Here is a 15,940-nt window from a genome sequence, read left to right as displayed (position 1 = left end):
TCGGAAGCCTCGGAGTCGGGGTCGCGTAGTCGCAGTGCCGCGATGCGGTCGGCTCGGGAGGACCTGTCGGCGCATGCGCGTGGGGTGGAGAGCATGAACGAGGCGTTGCACCCTCGACACGATTGATTTTCCGGTACAGCTGTATTGACGGGTGAAGAATCTGCTGACGGGTGAAAGACCCTCAACGGATTGCATCGTGTGGCGGTGTCACCGAGTTCGGTGTGCATCGGGAGTGGTTGTTTTCGGGATGCGCCGAACGACATCTGTCGAAAAACCTTAAACAGGCGTAGTTTCCGACAGATGTTGTTCGGTTACGCACGGGTCTCGAGCACAGAGCAGAACCCCGCCCATCAGATCGACGCTCTGGTACAGGCCGGTATCGACGCCGAAAACATCCACACCGACCACGCGAGTGGCGCGAAAGTCTCACGCCCGCAACTTGAATGCGATTTGCCGCGCTCCGCTGGTGAGGTTCTGGATCTCCGAGCTCGACGCACTCTCGGTGCGGAGCAGAATGGATGCGAAAGGGGCGGTGATGCGACTGGCCTCGACTTCGAATGAATGCGGGTGGTCGCTGCTTTCTCGTTCAGGGCCTGTAGCCCGGGGCTCAGTGAGATGGTGTGGTTCGCAATGAACGCCGGTGCCGCTGCGCGTTCGGAGCCGGCGGTGAGTCGGGGCTTGTTTTTATCCGATGCCACTTCGCGGCCATACCATTGGTTAATGGCTTATCCAATGGTATGAGCCCGTGTAGTCGCGGTTTGCAGTACGGCTGGGACCAAGTCGATTTCTCGAACCTCAGAATTTGCGTGGGCGTCGGTACGACGGCCGTCCCTGACCGATCCAATGAATGCCGTCAGTGTCGGGTACATGGGGTTCGGGTAGGTAGCAAGGATAGAACTCGCCTGTATGCCAGGCGTCTGCAACGGATTCCGGATCGTCGGGGGTGAAGCCGGATCGGATCGTGGGTAGATGCTCGCGCCATCCCACGAGTTGCGACTGATCGCGCCCCCAGACCCGTACGACCAATATCATGGCCGAATCGGCCAACTCCAGGCGTTCGATTACGTACTTGCCAGTGTCCCAATGCCTCGATGTCAGCATCCGGGTCAGGGCAGACAGAAATCTCAAGTCCCAGTCGGCTTGCTCGAAATCGCCGTGCCGTTCGGTGGGCACGTTGGGGTCCGTCGTTAGTTTAGTTTGCCCCAACCATCCGCAAAGCCAAGTCCCCGTAGAGGTCTCCGATGTCTTTCGGGTCGGTGTAGTTGCCGGCCGGGAACCACCGGCACACATCGACGCACAGTGACATCAAGGCCAGGGTCACGCCTTCGGCGTCGGGAATAGTGAACTCGCCGGACGCGACGCCCGCGTCAACTGCGTTTCTGACCACCTGGGTCATATTGCGGCGCAAGGCAACTACGGTTCGGTAGTGCCCCGGCGTGAGTGCAGTTAGTTCGTATTGGACGACGCGGGCCAAGCAATGGTGGGACGCCTGCCAGCTGGCGAAAACGCTGATCAGCTCTCGCAGTCGTACGGACGGGCCCTCTTCGGGAAGGTTAGCGTCCTCAACCACTTTCAAGGCTTCGGTGTGGCCTTCGTAGCTGATGGCAAAAAGTAGCTCTTCTTTCGAGCGGTAGTGCGGGTACATCGCGGCCGGGCTCATGTCGAGACGGGCGGCAATGTCACGTGTGGTCGTTCCGCCGTATCCGGCGTCGGCGAAGGCGTCGACGGCGGCCGCGCGGATACGTGCTGCTGCTTTGGAGGTGCTGATCACCGCATCAGGTGAATCGCTCAAGGGTTCCTCCAGGTGTTGCGGATCGAATGTTGACAATATCGCGCCTTCGCCACACTATAAGCGGGTGCTTAGATTCTAAGCACCCGCTTAGGCGGCGTCGAGACGCAGCATGCGCTGCGATGAAGGGAAGCAACGGTCATGCGTCGCACTCTGTACGGACCCGATCACGAGGCATTTCGCGAATCCGTTCGTGAATTCGTCAACCGGAACATCCTGCCGGTCGCAGAGAAGCTGATCGATCAGCGCTTCATCGATCGTGAGATCTGGCTAGAAGCCGGCCGCAACGGCTTTCTCGGGCTCGAGGTTCCCGAGGCCTACGGCGGAAGTGAAGCCGGCGACTACCGTTTCAATGCTGTTTTCATAGAAGAGCTTTCGCGTGCCAGTGCGGCCGTCGCATCGAGTTTCAGTATCCACGCCGACATTGTTGCGCCCTACCTCGTCAAGCTCACCACCGAAGAGCAGAAGCAGCGTTGGCTTCCCAAGTTCTGCACCGGTGAAATGCTGACCGCGATCGGTATGACCGAGCCTTCCGGTGGATCCGACCTCGCAGCCCTCAAGACCACCGCGGTCAAGGACGGCGACGACTGGATCATCAACGGCTCCAAGACTTTCATCACCAACGGCTACAACGCCGACCTCGTGGTCGTCGCCGCTCGCACCAGCCCGGAAAAGAAGTCCAAGGGCATTACTCTCTTTGCAGTCGAAGCCGGCATGGACGGTTTCGAGCGCGGCCGCAAGCTCGACAAGGTCGGCCAGCACGAGTCAGATACCGCTGAACTGTTCTTCGAGAACGTCCGCGTTCCATCGAACAACATCATCGGTGAGCTCGACGGCGGCTTTATCCACATGATGCAGTTGCTGCCGCAGGAACGCATCGGAGCGGCTATTTCCAACATCGCGCATGCCGTTCCGATTCTCGAAGAGACAATCCAATATGCCAAGGACCGTAAGGCTTTCGGGCAGCCCATCGGATCGTTGCAGTGGAACAAATTCCTGCTCGCAGATCTGGTGACGCGCGTCGACGTGACCCAGGCGTATGTCGATAACTGCGTCGCCGCCCACGGTGCCGGTGAACTGACTGCGATCGACGCAGCCAAGGCCAAGTGGTGGACCGCGCAGGTCCAGAACGAGATCCTCGATCACTGCGTCCAGTTGCACGGTGGCTACGGCTACATGACCGAGTACCGCGCGGCCCGCGCATGGATGGATGCCCGCGTCACCAAGATCTGGGCCGGATCCAACGAAATCATGAAGGAACTCATCGGCCGCGACCTCGGCCTGTAGTTTCGTTCGAAAGTCTCTCCGAGCCCGACGACCGAAGGAGCATCACCGCGTATGTCTGTTCTCGACAAGTTTTCCCTGACCGATCGAGTAGTCATCGTGACCGGTGCGTCGTCGGGTCTCGGTGTGGCCTTTGCGAAGGCAGCAGCCGAAGCCGGCGCCGACGTCGTGCTTGCCGCGCGTCGTATCGACAAGCTCGAAGACACCGCCAAGTTGGTTCGTGACGCCGGCCGCGAGGCACTGTGTGTGGCCACCGACATCGTCGATCCCGCCCAGGCTCAGAATATGGTCGACGCTGCAATGGAGAAGTTCGGCCGCGTGGATGTGCTCGTCAACAACGCCGGCGTGGGTACTGCAGTTCCGGCGACCCGCGAGACGCCTGACCAGTTCCGGGCCGTCATCGACATCAACCTCAACGGCTCTTACTGGGCTGCGCAGGCGTGTGGCCGCGTGATGCTGCCGGGCAGTTCGATCGTGAACATCTCGAGCATCCTCGGACTCACCACTGCCGGACTTCCGCAAGCGGCCTATGCCGCGAGTAAAGCGGGGATCGTGGGATTGACCCGGGATCTGGCTCAGCAGTGGGGCACACGCAAGGGGATTCGGGTCAACGCCATCGCCCCCGGATTCTTCAAGACGGAAATGACCGATCAATACAACGACGGCTACCTCGACGCGATGGCTCCGCGGCTGATACTCGGACGCATGGGCGATCCGGAAGAACTTGCTGCAACCATGGTGTGGCTGGCTTCCGAAGCCGGTGGATACGTCACCGGACAGACCATTGCCGTCGACGGTGGGATCACGATCACCTGACGGCGATGCCCGGGCGCCGTCGGCATTGCCGTATAAGTAGCGGGTGACCTCTCGCGCTGAAAATCAGGAGAACTGGGAAGACCGTCCGCCGCCGTCGATGGCCGCGACGGAACTCCTGCGTGATCTCCCGGTGACCGCGCGAGGCGTTCGGACCAGGGCATCTTTGGTGGCTGCTGCTCGCACAGTGTTCGAGCGAGCGGGCTATCTCGATGCGCGGTTGACGGACATCACCAAGGAAGCGAACTGCTCGACAGGTTCCTTCTATACCTATTTCGATAACAAAGAGCAGATTTTTGCTGCCGTTCTCGCCGTGGCGCAGGAAGACATGCTTCATCCCGGCGTGGGTCGTGCGCATGATGCAGACAATCCTTATGCCGTGCTCGAATCGAGTAACCGCGCATACTTGACGGCGTTCCGACGCAACGCCAAGTTGATGGGTCTGCTCGAGCAGGTGTCACATATCGACCCGGCATTCGCGAAGCTTCGACGCGATCGTGGCGCAACATTCATCAATCGGAACGCGAGAGCCATCGAACGGTTGCAGGCGGCGGGGAAAGCGGACAGCTCACTGGATCCGCTGCTGGCTTCGCGAGCGCTCTCGTCCATGGTCAGCCGCTTTGCATACAGCGTGTTCGTGTCGGAGGAACCTGGTGCGGACGGAAAGCCTGTGCCGTTCGAGGACGTGGTTCAGACCGCAACCCGGATTTGGGCGAACGCGTTGAAGCTGTCCGAACAGCCGTAACCAATCAGCTTTTCCCGCGGGCGGCGAACTCCTCTTCGAGGTTCCGGCGCAGAGTTTCCTCGCTGCCGCGGACTGCATTCTCGACAAATGGCCCGACCAGCATGCCTAGAGCTTTGCCGGCCAGTCCGTCGGAAAGCTTGTAGGCAAAATCGACTGACAGTTCGGTCTTGGAGTCGTCGACCGCAGTGAACTCCCACGTGGACGAGTTGGAGACGCCACCGAGCGATGACAGTGTGATGATGCGGTCCTTCTCCCACTCCGTGACCTCGAGCTTGGACCGCAAGGTGCTGGGACCGATTTGCATCGCCGCATCGAAGGTCGCGCCGAGGCCCTGATCGAACTCACCGTTGGGAACGAACTCGGAAACGCCGAACATCCAGTTCGGGACATTGCGGTAGTCGTCGATGTAGGCAAAGGCGACATCGACAGGCACGGCAGCAACCGCGGAATGGCGAACGTGGATCATGGTTGGTCCCTGTCTGTCGATGGACACCGACTGTAGCTAACTGCTCCGACATATTCGGTGTCAGCGCAAGTGGATCTACGGTATCGGGTATGACGAACGAACCCGCGACGCGCGGATCCTGGCGGCAATACGAAGACCTGGGTCTGCCCAAACCCCTCGCTGCAGCATTGGAAGCGTTTGTCGAACAGGGGTACCACGGTGCATCGATTCGAGACATCGCTGCACGTGCCGGGCTTTCCGTGCCAGGTCTCTACCACCATTACCCGTCGAAGCAGGCGTTGTTGATCGGCTTGACGACGGTTGTCATGGGGGAGTTGCTCGAACGAACCGGTGTTGCGGAGATGGAAGCTGGGTCGGATCCTTCGGATCGTTTTGACGCCGTGATCGAATCCTTGTTGCGCTTCCACATGTTTCGGCGTGAGCAGTCCTTTGTGGCGTCCTCGGAGCTTCGAAGTATGGAACCGGAGGGTCGGGCGAAATACATCGCGCAACGTGATGCGCAGCAGAAGCAGGTGGATCAGATCGTGCTGGACGGGGTGGAATCGGGCGTGTTCGCTGCCGAGTATCCCGAGGATGCGAGTCGGGCTGTCGTGACGATGTGTGTGGCCGTGGCGCAGTGGTACCGGCCGGACGGTGAGTTGTCGCCGGGTGAGTTGGTGGAGCGGTATTTGGGGATTGCCAGGTGCACGGTGAGTGCGAAGCAGATCTGAGTGGTTGACCGCTGAGGTGCCGGTATGCCACAGTGCATAGACCGAGCGATCGTTCGGTCGGTCTAACTTGGAGGTGGATGGTGGCAATCGATCTGACGTATGCACCGGAGGTGACGGCGCTGATCGAGAAGACGCGCGCCTTCACTCGCGACGTAGTTCTCCCGATCGAGGACAAGCACGGTGGCGACATCGCGGTTGCCGGCGGCGACGCTACTCGTATCGAGATGCAGGACGCGGCCCGGACCGCCGGTGTCTTTGCTCCCCATGCGCCGATCGAGTACGGCGGACATGGGCTGAACATGAGCGATCGAGCGCCGGTTTTCGAGGAAGCCGGATACTCGCTCTTCGGCCCCACCGCGCTGAATATTGCCGCGCCTGACGAGGGCAACGTCCACATGCTCGCGCATGTGGCGAGCGCCGCGCAGAAGGAGCAGTTCCTGGCGCCGCTCGCCCGAGGCGACATGCGTTCGGCTTTTGCGATGACGGAGCCCGCACCCGGTGCAGGTTCGGACCCCGCTGCATTGAACACCCGAGCAGAAAAGGCTCCCGGCGGCTGGAAGATCAACGGCAAGAAGTGGTTCATCACCGGGGCCGACGGTGCAGGGTTCTTCATCATCATGGCCCGCACGTCGGGTGAACCCGGCCAACGTGGCGGTGCCACAATGTTTCTCGCACCCGCAGGCTCTCCCGGATTGATCGTGGGCCGTCACATCGGCACGCTCGACAAGTCCATGATCGGTGGACACTGCGAGGTCACCTTCGAAGATCTTTTTGTTCCTGACGAGGCCGTTCTGGGTGAGGTCGACCAGGGCTTCGCTTACGCGCAGGTGCGACTCGGCCCCGCACGCATGACGCACGTGATGCGTTGGCTCGGTGCGGCTCGTCGTGGGCACGACATTGCTGTCGCCCGTGTAGCGGAACGCGAAGGATTCGGTTCCAAGCTCGGTGATCTCGGAATGATCCAGAAAATGATCGCGGACAACGAGATCGACATCGCCGCCAGTCGCGCCTTGCTGGTTCAGGCCTGCTGGGAGCTTGATCAGGGTGGACATGCGAGTAACTCCACCTCGATCGCCAAGACGTTTGCAGCTGAGGCAATCTTCCGTATCGTCGACAACTCCGTTCAAATGTGCGGCGGCATGGGAGTTTCCGAGGATCTTCCATTGGCGCGACTCTCCCGCGAAGTTCGCCCGTTCCGTGTTTACGACGGACCGTCCGAGGTACACCGCTGGGCAATTGCCAAGCGCACCGTCGGCGCAGCGCGTCGCGCCGCTCGTGACGGTGCGCGATGAGCGAGTTTCCCGGCCTGGACCTTCCGGCATTGCGGAAATATCTACTCGACTCGGATGTCGCAGTTGAAGGCGATTTGCGTGCAGAGCTGATTTCCGGTGGAAAATCCAACCTCACCTACGGGATTTACGACGACGTTTCGAGTTGGATCGTTCGTCGCCCGCCCACAGCAGGTTTGACGCCGTCGGCGCATGACGTTGCGCGCGAGTTCCGGATCACTTCCGCTCTACAGGGCACCGCAGTGCCGGTGGCTCCCACGGTCGTCCTGTGTGAGGACGCATCGGTGATGGGGGCGTCCTTTACGGTCGTCGAGTTCATCAAGGGCCAGGTAATTCGAACCAAGTCCGAGCTCGATGCCGTTCCCGCAGTTCAGATCGCGCAGTGCGCCGACGAATTGGTACGAGTGCTGGCTGCGCTGCACGACGTTGACTACAACGCCGTCGGCCTCGGTGAATTGGGCCGTCCGCAGGGTTACGTTGCACGTCAGGTGAAGTTGTGGTCGGGGCAGTGGTCTCGTGTGAAGACGCAAGATTCTGTTGATGTCGACCGGTTGGCGTCGAAGTTGTCGGAACTGATTCCGGCGCAATCGGAATCGTCAATCGTGCACGGTGACTTCCGGATCGACAACACGATTCTTGCCGCTGGCGACGTCACAAAGGTTGCAGCAGTTGTGGACTGGGAACTCGCCACTCTCGGCGATCCGTTGTCCGACATTGCGATGATGTGCGTCTACCGACATCCCGCATTGGATCTGGTCCTGGGTGAGCCGGCAGCGTGGACCAGTCCGTCGTTGCCTTCCGCTGTTGATCTGGCCCAGCGGTATTCGACGGTCTCGGGCCGCGAGCTCACCGACTGGAACTTCTACATGGCGCTCGGATTCTTCAAACTGGCCGTGATCGCGCAAGGAATCGATCATCGGTTCCGTGCCGGAGCGACAGTCGGAGCAGGGTTTGATACCGCTGCATCGTCTGTGCCGGAGCTCATCTCAGCAGGATTGAATGCGTTGAACGGAAAATTTGAATGAGTAGGTCCGCGCTGGTTACCGGTGCATCCAAAGGTATCGGGCTGGGAATTGCCACGCGTCTCGCGACGCTCGGTTACGGGTTGACCATCACGGCTCGGGACAGTGAGAAGCTCGAAGTGGTTGCCGAGGGACTGCGTAGCGCGGGATCTCCCGACGTCGCCGTAGTTGCCGGAGATATGGCGGACGAGGAGTTCGCGACGGAACTGGTTGCCGCACACGGTGATCGATTCGGTTCCATGCGCGCATTGATTCTCAATGCGGGCGTGGGAACAAGTGGGAGTGTCGCGGACTACCCCATGCGGCGTTTCGACAAAACCGTGGCGGTGAATCTTCGTACGCCGTTCGCGCTGCTCCAGGCATCGTTGCCGTTGCTGCGGACTGCTGCCGGTGCCGATCGCGACGGAGGTGCGAAAGTCATTGCGCTGTCGTCTCTGACCGGTGTGTACTCCGAAAGTGGTCTCGCCGTTTACGGTGCCACGAAGGCTGCGTTGATATCGATAGTCGAAGCACTCAACGCCGAGGAATCCGGAAACGGTGTCTGTGCCACCGCGATTGCTCCCGGGTATGTCGACACCGATATGGCTGCCTGGATTCATGACCAGATCACTCCGGACACAATGATCAAGGTTGACGACATCGTCGAACTGGTCGACGGACTCCTCCGGTTGTCTGCTCGCGCAGTAGTTCCGAAAGTTGTGATGACTAGGGCCGGAACCGACGGCTATCGGGCCTGAGCAGGTTTCCGACTATTCGGAACCAGTGATTCGCGGAAGGTCCCTTGCCTCACCCCTGCGTCGAAAGAAGCTGAATCCCGGAACTCCGACGATTGCTTGCCGGAGGTCTTTGACGACACCCAGAAGTTCGTGGATCTCGGGGGATACCGAGTCCAACGTCGCGAGAATCGGCAGGACTGCCGTTACTCGTTCGGTGAGTTCCGGGAGTTGGTCGATCAGTTTGATCGCGGCACTGACTTCGGCTTCGCTGATGTCGTTGGCAAACCTCGCAGCTAACGGTGCCAGTTGTACTGCGAGGGGTTCGTACAGTTCGAGGAGTTGTTGAGCAATGTCCGAAGTTTGTTCGACGGCTTCGACCAGAGTTTCAGCACGGACAGTGACGGCGGCGACGCCGACAACGACACGATCGGCGTTCTCGGCTATCTGGCCAATTCTTGCGACCAGTCGTTCGACGCTCACCAGTAGCGCATCGAGGCGCGATGGGAGCGTGACCGCAAAAATCACTGCAGATACGGACCAGTGCACGATGTCGCCGACGGAGCGGACAACGCTCGAGCGTCCGGGCAAAACTAGAGCCATCACTTGATCCTGCCTGATAGTCAGTGGAAGTGCAGGTAAATCTCACATACTTGCAGTGCGAAACGTCTTCGAGTTATGAGCGATGCGAGCGGTGCTGGACGGACGTCTAGGCCGTCGCCACTCGATACCTGGAAGGATCATGACATGGCAGTCGTCCGTACCCACACCGTGGTCGAGTCTCCGATCGGCCCGTTGACGCTGGTTGCGACCGTAAACGGCCTGTGTGGACTGTATATGGCAGAGCATCGGCACAAGCCTGACGAATCGACTTTCGGGGACGGTGCACCAGCGAACTTCGGTGAGGCAAAGGCCCAACTTTCGGAGTATTTTTCGGGAGAGCGTACTGAGTTCACATTGCCGTTGAATCCGTCGGGAACAGAATTTCAGCACCGAGTGTGGGCTGCGCTCCGGACCATTCCGTATGGGCAAACGTGGACCTATCTGGATCTAGCGCAAACTTTGGGCAATCCTCTTGCCGTGCGTGCTGTCGCGGCAGCAAACGGGAAGAATCCGATCAGCATCATCGTGCCGTGCCATCGTGTGGTCGGTAGCGACGGGAGCCTCACGGGCTTTGCCGGAGGGCTCGAGCGCAAGCGGTACCTTCTCGAACGAGAGTCCGGCGGAATTTCGGATGTGCTGTTCTGATGAGTCGATCTCACATATGTATCGGCCCGAGCGTCTACTGATCGTGTCGTTGAAACCGTTCGAAGAAGTCGTGGCCGAGCATGGTTCGGTGGTGCTGCGGGTGTGCCGTGCGGTAGTCGGACCGGTAGATGCCGAGGATGCCTGGTCCGAGACGTTCATCGCGGCGATGCGTGCCTATCCGGAACTCGATCCGGGCGCGAATATCGAAGCGTGGCTGGTGACTATTGCGCACCGCAAAGCGATTGACATCATTCGCGTTCGGGGCCGCCTCGCGATTCCCACCGACGAGGTTCCGGAACTGCCTACCCGTATCGGGCTTCCGGGATCTTGGGACCACGAACTGTGGGATGCGCTCGAACAGTTACCGTTCAAGCAACGTGCCGCGGTGGCCTATCACTTTCTGGGCGGGTTGCCTTATGCCGACATCGCGGAGATTTTGGGCAATACCCCGACCGCTGCCCGGAAGGCCGGCTCCGACGGCATTGCCGCCCTTCGAAAAACCTACTTGCCCAAAACTGTTCCGGAAGGGAGTCACGCATGAGTATCGATTCCGAGCTGTTCGGTGAACTCCCCGTAGTAGATCCGGACGCGATGGCACGGTTGCGTTCGAGACTCGCTGATGAGGCGTCGGATGCGCAGTTGATCGATGTGGCCTACCGGACCGTCGACTCGCCGATCGGGAAACTGCTGCTCGCCGCAACTGATGCGGGCCTGGTTCGTGTTGCTTTTGCGGTCGAGGGTCATGATCTGGTGTTGGAGCGATTGGCCGATACCGTGAGCCCTCGTGTCCTGCATTTTCCGCGCCGGCTCGACACTGTCGCGCGGGAGTTGGACGAGTACTTTGCCGGAGCGCGAACGGAATTCGATCTGCCTTTGGATTTTCAGCTCGCCAAGGGTTTTCGACGTGAAGTTCTGCGTCACCTGCCCGAGATCGAATATGGCCAGACCGCAAGCTATTCGGTGGTTGCTGCTGCCGCCGGAAGTCCGCGCGCCGTGCGTGCGGTGGGAACGGCGTGTGCCAAAAACCCGCTGCCGTTAGTCGTGCCGTGCCACCGCGTGGTCCGTAGCGATGGAAGCCTCGGGCAGTATGCGGGTGGTCCGGAACTGAAGGCAGTCCTCTTGGATCTCGAATCCGGTCACCGAAGATGACTGTGGTGCTGCAGCTTCCGTTCATTGCGCCGTACTCGACGGATCCGATGATCGGTGCGCTGCGTGCTCACTGTGTGGCGGGATTGGAGCGCCACGACGACGGAGTGCATGCACGCGTAATTTCACTGCCCGCTGGTCCCTCGATCGTGTCGGTATCGTGGCACGAGGACCATGTGTCGGTCAGTGCCACCGCGGGTACGGATTCTGTTGTCCTCGAGTCAGTGGTACGAAGGTGGTTGGATCTGGATGCCGATCACTCGATGATCGAACCGTATTTCGATTCGGATGACATCATTGCTCCGCTGATTGCGGCGCGGCCGGGTCTACGGGTGCTCGGCAGTATTGACGGGTTTGAAACCGCCGTCCTCACCGTCCTGGGGCAACAGGTTTCGTTGGCCGCGGCGCGAACATTCGGGGGACGAATTGTCAGGGCTTTCGGTGACGTTGTGGACGGGGATTTTGTTGCCTTTCCCGCACCGGAGACGTTGGCTGCGCAATCCCCGGAGGCGATCGGGGAGGCTGTCGGATTAACCAAGGCTCGGTCAAAAACCGTGCACACCTTGGCGATTGCTGCGGCCGGTGGGCTTGATCTCGGCTGGGATGCGGAACCGGTTCGGTTCCGCAGCGAACTCCTCGCCTTGCCAGGCATCGGTCCGTGGACAGCGGACTATCTGACCGTGCGAATCTTGGGTGACCGCGACGCATTTGTTCCCGACGACCTGGTTCTCAAGCGGGCCCTTGGTGTTTCGTCGGGCAAGGAGGCCGCTGTCTTGGCGGAGAACTGGCGGCCATGGCGCGCCTACGCACTCTTCCACCTGTGGACGAAGGAAGCGTTCCTCTAATCTTTTGCCTGTGCCAGCGCGGACGGCCACCAGATCCGTTTGCCGATGTCATGGGAGAGCGCCGGTACGAGGACGCTGCGCACGATGATCGTGTCGAGCAGAACACCGAAGGCCACGACAAAACCGATTTGGGCAAGAAAGACGAGTGGCAGAACTCCGAGTACGGCAAACGTTGCAGCCAAAACAATTCCGGCGGAAGTAATTACGCCGCCCGTGACTGCCAGTCCGCGCAATACGCCTGCACGAGTGCCGAATTCACCCGTTTCCTCGCGCACCCGGGTCATCAGGAAGATGTTGTAGTCGATACCCAAAGCTACGAGGAAGACAAACGCATAGAGGGGGAACGACTGGTCGCTGCCGGCGAACCCGAAGACGTGCGTGAAGAAGAATCCACTGACGCCCAGAGTTGCGGCAAACGAAAGAACTACGGTTGCAATCAGAATCACGGGAATGAGCAAGGCGCGGAGCAGTGCGGCGAGAACAAGGAAGATGACAACCAGCACGATGGGGATGATCAGATTGCGGTCGTGCACCGACGCCGCTTGAACGTCGAGGGTTGTCGCGGTACTGCCGCCGACCAGGGCGTCAGCGCCGGGAACTGCATGCACTGCGGTGCGGAGGCGTGTGATCGTTTCCAAGGCTTGCGGCGAATCATAAGAGTCGGTGAGCGTTGCGTTGATCATGGTGCGTCCGTCGATCGGAGCAACGGTGAAACCTGCCGGGGCACAACCCGCTGTAGCGGCCTGGGCAACGGCGGCGGGGTTGGTCTTGATCAAAGCACTGACTTTAGCCACATCGACTTGCGTGCAGACAGCGCCGGGATCCTGTGAGATTCCCGGGACCGCGCTTGCCGCTTTAATGACCGCGTCAGATTGGGCGGCATTGGCGGTGATGACGGCCGGCGCGCCGGTTCCCGGATTGAACTGGGAATCGTAGAGTTCCTGCCCCACAACGGCGTCGGGAGTGTTGGTGAAATTCTGGGCTGCGGTCAGTCCGTCAGTCTTGAGGCTTCCGATGCCGACCGCGAAGAGAACAATCAGCAGCACGCTTGCACCGATCCACAAACTGCGGTCTCTCTTGCCGACGGTTGCCGCGATCTTGCCCCACAGGCCGTGCGTCGCGAGGTCTGCGGCGTGATCGACTTGTGGTGTGCGGGGCCAGAATACCCAGCGACCGGCCGCTGCCAGCGTGACAGGCATGAAGGTCATCATCACCAGGTAGGTGCAGGCAATTCCGATGGCTGCGACTGGGCCCAGACTCTTGTTGGAGTTGAGTTGGGAAAACGTCAGGCACAGCAGGCCGAGAATGACAGTGGCGGCTGAAGCCGTGATGGCCGGCACGGATTCGCGCCACGCACGGATCATCGCGTCGAATCGGTTGGGATAGTTGTGCAGTTCTTCGCGATATCGAGAAATTATCAACAGTGCGTAGTCGGTGCCCGCGCCGATGACCAGCACGAACAGGATGCCTTGTGATTGACCGGTCAACGTCAAGATATCGGCTTTCGCCAGGTAGTAGATCACCATCGACGACAAACCGATTGCCAGGACCGCAGAGAACAGTGGGAAAAACCACAGGACGGGTGAGCGATAGACCACCAGGAGAATCACAATGACAACAAGCAGAGCCGCGCCCAGGAGAGCGCCTTCCAACCCCGAAAAGGCGTCGATGAGGGCGACGAGCAGACCGCCGGGTCCGGCGGGTAGCACTTGCATGTCTCCGGCGGCGTGTTCGGCTGCATCGATGACGTTCTGTTCGGTTGCTGCCAGGACATCGCCGGCCACCGCCGTGTCACCGTCTTGTGCGACAAGGGGCACGAAGATGGATGCAGTGGTGCCGTCCGCCGAGAACTGCGTCGGTTGCATTCCGTTTGCGTCGACGCCGGAGATGCTCGAAATAGACTGGCGCGCAGTGTCGATCGCAGACTTGTCCACATTTGTCAGGGCTGAATCTCGATGGAAGAGAACAAATCCGGGAATGGTTTCCACCGAGAGGAATTCCGCAGACTGATTACTGACGACAGTTGACTCGGCAGAGCTCGGTAGGTACGAGGAATTGTCGTTCTTCTGAACCTCAGCCAGTTTTCCCTGGAACGCGCCACCGAATCCGCCCGCGATAAAGGCGAAGATCGCCAGTGCGATCACCGTGAATATGGGCAGACGGTGGCGTTTCACCGCCGGGCTGCCATTCTGTTCTGCGTCAGGTGTATCCAGCTTGGTCATGGTTCTCCTCGAGCACACTCGACCAGCACCAACACGAGAGCTGGGGCAGCGGAACCCACCTCACTCAGGTGGAACAGGTTTGCCGTAAATCTCGCGGATACCCACATCCATCGGAAACCTAACCACAGTGTCGCCGAACAATAATCGAGTTGCCGACGCCGCTGAGGCCAGCACATGGGCGGTGCCGGACTCTGGGTTGCGAGTGTGGACCACTACCTCGTCGTGTTGAAAGAACACCAATTCCCCGTCGGGGTCGTCGGCCAGGCGGCGACGCAGATCTGCGAGTAGGCACAGTGCCCACTCCGACGCCGTCGCCTGCACGACAAAGTTTCGAGTGAACCGTCCACGCGCATGAGCGTCGCCGTGTGAGTAGAAATCGGGAGACGGTGGGGGACAAGCTCGACCGAGGAGTGAATGGACTACCTCACCGCGTTCGCCGGCCTTGGCTGCTTTTTCGACGTAGTCGACCGCTACCGGGAACCGCTTCCGCAGCAAGATGAGAAGTGCTTTGGCTTCACCGGCGGTGGCCCCGTACAGCACACCGAGAATCGCGATTTTGGCTTTGGCCCGATCGCCACCGAAGGCCTCGGCACCGACTAGCGCGTACAGATCGTCGTCGCCCGCTGCCTCCATCATGCGGCGATCGCGTGACATTGCCGCGAGAATACGAGGCTCGAGTTGGCCGGCGTCGGCAACCACGAATGTGTGCCCGGGGTCGGCGACGACGCTCGAGCGCATGGTCTTGGGAATTTGCAGAGCGCCGCCGCCTCGGCTGGCCCACCGGCCGGACACCACACCGCCGGGTACGTAGATGGGCCGGAAGCGGTCGCCACGCACCCAACTGTCCATCCACTGCCAGCCGTTGGTGCTGTACAGCTTCGCGAGTTCGCGGTGACGCAGCAGCAATGGCACCGCCGGGTGGTCGATTTCCTGCAGAAACCACTTACGCGTCGACGGTAGTTCGATGCCTTGGCGTCCGAAAGCTTCGGTGATTTCGACGGACGACGACGGGTTGACGGTGCGTCCGAAGACTTCGCTGATCTGGGCTGCGAGTTCTTGCATCCGGACGGGGAGGTCGTAGCCCGTCGGTTTGGGACCGAGTCGCTCTTCCAGAAGTTTGCGGTGCTTCTGCGCCGAAAACGGTAGGCCGGCATGGGTCATTTCCGCGGCGCTGAGGGCTCCGGCTGATTCGGCTGCGATCAATAGATCGAGACGAGCGTCCGAGCCGATGGTGGCTCGTTGCGCGGCAAACTCGGCAACAACTCCCCGGGGATCGAGAACAGGTGCAGTGTCGAATAGGCCGAGGCGGTCGTCGTCGAACTCTTCGTCCGGAGGTGACGGTTTGCCGGCCCGCATGCCCAGAATGGCGCGAGTCAGCGAGATGTCGTGGCAACGCTGAACCCGCACGCCCGCCCGCAGCAACGTCGGATACACCGACGAAGTGCTGGGCCAGACCCATCGAGGATGCTCGGCAGCCTCGATGGTTTGGACTGCGGAGACCAGATCAGGATGTTCGACGGCATCGATGACGGGAGTCCCGCCGGGATCGGTGCGAACGACCGTTGCCGTCATAGCTCCCGTGGACGTCGTACTACCGGGAACCAGGACAACTCTCACGGCACCATTGTGCCCGTAGGGTCCGACAGGA

At 60.4% G+C, this 15,940-nt stretch carries 18 protein-coding genes; 12 read left to right on the top strand and 6 right to left on the bottom strand.

All coding sequences use genetic code 11. The annotated features are described in order from the left end of the window. Window positions 1-300 precede the first annotated feature (300 nt). A complete protein-coding gene (locus MTX36_RS18885) occupies window positions 301-561 on the top strand; it encodes a recombinase family protein (protein ID WP_243621217.1) in 261 nt (86 codons plus the stop codon). Between the two features lie 234 nt (window positions 562-795). Here MTX36_RS18885 and MTX36_RS18880 read toward each other — a convergent pair whose 3' ends face one another. Together MTX36_RS18880 and MTX36_RS18875 are read right to left on the bottom strand one after the other, a co-directional pair. Continuing rightward, window positions 796-1,173 carry a hypothetical protein gene (locus tag MTX36_RS18880; protein WP_243621216.1) on the bottom strand — a complete coding sequence of 126 codons (378 nt, stop codon included), beginning with the start codon at window positions 1,171-1,173 and terminating at the stop codon, window positions 796-798. A gap of 19 nt (window positions 1,174-1,192) precedes the next feature. Further along, on the bottom strand, window positions 1,193-1,792 hold the full coding sequence (locus MTX36_RS18875; protein ID WP_243621215.1) for a TetR/AcrR family transcriptional regulator: 600 nt from the start codon (window positions 1,790-1,792) through the stop codon (window positions 1,193-1,195). 138 nt (window positions 1,793-1,930) lie between these two features. Here MTX36_RS18875 and MTX36_RS18870 point away from each other — a divergent pair, with 138 nt between their 5' ends. From MTX36_RS18870 to MTX36_RS18860, 3 genes are all read left to right on the top strand, one after another. Then, a complete protein-coding gene (locus MTX36_RS18870) occupies window positions 1,931-3,076 on the top strand; it encodes an acyl-CoA dehydrogenase family protein (protein ID WP_243621214.1) in 1,146 nt (381 codons plus the stop codon). A 51-nt stretch (window positions 3,077-3,127) separates the two neighbouring features. After that, on the top strand, window positions 3,128-3,889 hold the full coding sequence (locus MTX36_RS18865; RefSeq protein ID WP_243621213.1) for an SDR family NAD(P)-dependent oxidoreductase: 762 nt from the start codon (window positions 3,128-3,130) through the stop codon (window positions 3,887-3,889). Between the two features lie 97 nt (window positions 3,890-3,986). Next, window positions 3,987-4,631 carry a TetR/AcrR family transcriptional regulator gene (locus MTX36_RS18860; RefSeq protein WP_243621226.1) on the top strand — a complete coding sequence of 215 codons (645 nt, stop codon included), beginning with the start codon at window positions 3,987-3,989 and terminating at the stop codon, window positions 4,629-4,631. A 4-nt stretch (window positions 4,632-4,635) separates the two neighbouring features. On the opposite strand, the gene MTX36_RS18855 is transcribed toward MTX36_RS18860, so the two are convergent. Beyond that, complete coding sequence (locus MTX36_RS18855; protein WP_243621212.1) at window positions 4,636-5,097, bottom strand: SRPBCC family protein; 462 nt, start codon at window positions 5,095-5,097, stop codon at window positions 4,636-4,638. 89 nt (window positions 5,098-5,186) lie between these two features. Here MTX36_RS18855 and MTX36_RS18850 point away from each other — a divergent pair, with 89 nt between their 5' ends. From MTX36_RS18850 to MTX36_RS18835, 4 genes are all read left to right on the top strand, one after another. After that, window positions 5,187-5,807 (top strand): TetR/AcrR family transcriptional regulator, encoded by a 621-nt coding sequence (locus MTX36_RS18850; protein ID WP_243621211.1) that lies wholly within the window; start codon window positions 5,187-5,189, stop codon window positions 5,805-5,807. Window positions 5,808-5,887: 80 nt separating this feature from the next. Then, window positions 5,888-7,099: an acyl-CoA dehydrogenase family protein gene (locus tag MTX36_RS18845; RefSeq protein ID WP_243621225.1), complete on the top strand. Its 1,212-nt coding sequence runs from the start codon at window positions 5,888-5,890 to the stop codon at window positions 7,097-7,099. Then, on the top strand, window positions 7,096-8,121 hold the full coding sequence (locus tag MTX36_RS18840) for a phosphotransferase family protein (protein WP_243621210.1): 1,026 nt from the start codon (window positions 7,096-7,098) through the stop codon (window positions 8,119-8,121). The genes MTX36_RS18845 and MTX36_RS18840 overlap by 4 nt, the downstream gene beginning before the upstream one ends. Then, window positions 8,118-8,855, top strand: a complete 738-nt coding sequence (locus tag MTX36_RS18835; protein ID WP_243621209.1) for an SDR family oxidoreductase — start codon at window positions 8,118-8,120, stop codon at window positions 8,853-8,855. The genes MTX36_RS18840 and MTX36_RS18835 overlap by 4 nt, the downstream gene beginning before the upstream one ends. Window positions 8,856-8,867: 12 nt before the next feature. Here MTX36_RS18835 and MTX36_RS18830 read toward each other — a convergent pair whose 3' ends face one another. After that, window positions 8,868-9,434 (bottom strand): ribulose 1,5-bisphosphate carboxylase large subunit, encoded by a 567-nt coding sequence (locus MTX36_RS18830; RefSeq protein ID WP_243621208.1) that lies wholly within the window; start codon window positions 9,432-9,434, stop codon window positions 8,868-8,870. Window positions 9,435-9,578: 144 nt separating this feature from the next. Here MTX36_RS18830 and MTX36_RS18825 point away from each other — a divergent pair, with 144 nt between their 5' ends. The 4 genes from MTX36_RS18825 to MTX36_RS18810 are packed head-to-tail and all read left to right on the top strand — an operon-like array spanning window position 9,579 to window position 12,070. Beyond that, window positions 9,579-10,079 carry a methylated-DNA--[protein]-cysteine S-methyltransferase gene (locus MTX36_RS18825; RefSeq protein ID WP_243621207.1) on the top strand — a complete coding sequence of 167 codons (501 nt, stop codon included), beginning with the start codon at window positions 9,579-9,581 and terminating at the stop codon, window positions 10,077-10,079. A gap of 43 nt (window positions 10,080-10,122) precedes the next feature. Beyond that, window positions 10,123-10,620 (top strand): RNA polymerase sigma factor, encoded by a 498-nt coding sequence (locus MTX36_RS18820; protein WP_243621206.1) that lies wholly within the window; start codon window positions 10,123-10,125, stop codon window positions 10,618-10,620. Window positions 10,621-10,670: 50 nt separating this feature from the next. After that, window positions 10,671-11,228: a methylated-DNA--[protein]-cysteine S-methyltransferase gene (locus tag MTX36_RS18815; protein ID WP_374230500.1), complete on the top strand. Its 558-nt coding sequence runs from the start codon at window positions 10,671-10,673 to the stop codon at window positions 11,226-11,228. Next, a complete protein-coding gene (locus tag MTX36_RS18810) occupies window positions 11,225-12,070 on the top strand; it encodes a DNA-3-methyladenine glycosylase (RefSeq protein WP_243621204.1) in 846 nt (281 codons plus the stop codon). Before MTX36_RS18815 ends, MTX36_RS18810 begins: the two co-directional genes overlap by 4 nt. Here the strand turns inward: MTX36_RS18810 and MTX36_RS18805 are convergent. Both MTX36_RS18805 and MTX36_RS18800 read right to left on the bottom strand, forming a co-directional pair. Then, window positions 12,067-14,292: an MMPL family transporter gene (locus MTX36_RS18805; RefSeq protein ID WP_243621203.1), complete on the bottom strand. Its 2,226-nt coding sequence runs from the start codon at window positions 14,290-14,292 to the stop codon at window positions 12,067-12,069. The two genes, MTX36_RS18810 and MTX36_RS18805, sit on opposite strands and share 4 nt — an antisense overlap. A 60-nt stretch (window positions 14,293-14,352) precedes the next feature. Then, the gene (locus MTX36_RS18800; RefSeq protein ID WP_243621202.1) at window positions 14,353-15,909 is read right to left on the bottom strand and encodes a bifunctional 3'-5' exonuclease/DNA polymerase; all 1,557 of its coding nucleotides are present in this window, start codon (window positions 15,907-15,909) and stop codon (window positions 14,353-14,355) included. Window positions 15,910-15,940: the final 31 nt, after the last annotated feature.

The sequence above is a fragment of the Rhodococcus sp. ARC_M6 genome, assembly GCF_022810305.1.
In the GTDB taxonomy this organism is placed as follows: domain Bacteria; phylum Actinomycetota; class Actinomycetes; order Mycobacteriales; family Mycobacteriaceae; genus Rhodococcus_F.
This window is presented reverse-complemented; position numbering and strand designations above follow the sequence as displayed.

Bases quoted from the DNA above. Each gene is read 5' to 3' on its own strand.
- MTX36_RS18855 (WP_243621212.1), bottom strand. From the start codon at position 5,097: ATGATCCACGTTCGCCATTCCGCGGTTGCTGCCGTGCCTGTCGATGTC.
- MTX36_RS18840 (WP_243621210.1), top strand. From the start codon at position 7,096: ATGAGCGAGTTTCCCGGCCTGGACCTTCCGGCATTGCGGAAATATCTA.
- MTX36_RS18860 (WP_243621226.1), top strand. From the start codon at position 3,987: ATGGCCGCGACGGAACTCCTGCGTGATCTCCCGGTGACCGCGCGAGGC.
- MTX36_RS18835 (WP_243621209.1), top strand. From the start codon at position 8,118: ATGAGTAGGTCCGCGCTGGTTACCGGTGCATCCAAAGGTATCGGGCTG.
- MTX36_RS18825 (WP_243621207.1), top strand. From the start codon at position 9,579: ATGGCAGTCGTCCGTACCCACACCGTGGTCGAGTCTCCGATCGGCCCG.
- MTX36_RS18805 (WP_243621203.1), bottom strand. From the start codon at position 14,292: ATGACCAAGCTGGATACACCTGACGCAGAACAGAATGGCAGCCCGGCG.
- MTX36_RS18885 (WP_243621217.1), top strand. From the start codon at position 301: ATGTTGTTCGGTTACGCACGGGTCTCGAGCACAGAGCAGAACCCCGCC.
- MTX36_RS18870 (WP_243621214.1), top strand. From the start codon at position 1,931: ATGCGTCGCACTCTGTACGGACCCGATCACGAGGCATTTCGCGAATCC.
- MTX36_RS18815 (WP_374230500.1), top strand. From the start codon at position 10,671: ATGGCACGGTTGCGTTCGAGACTCGCTGATGAGGCGTCGGATGCGCAG.
- MTX36_RS18810 (WP_243621204.1), top strand. From the start codon at position 11,225: ATGACTGTGGTGCTGCAGCTTCCGTTCATTGCGCCGTACTCGACGGAT.
- MTX36_RS18830 (WP_243621208.1), bottom strand. From the start codon at position 9,434: ATGGCTCTAGTTTTGCCCGGACGCTCGAGCGTTGTCCGCTCCGTCGGC.
- MTX36_RS18865 (WP_243621213.1), top strand. From the start codon at position 3,128: ATGTCTGTTCTCGACAAGTTTTCCCTGACCGATCGAGTAGTCATCGTG.
- MTX36_RS18850 (WP_243621211.1), top strand. From the start codon at position 5,187: ATGACGAACGAACCCGCGACGCGCGGATCCTGGCGGCAATACGAAGAC.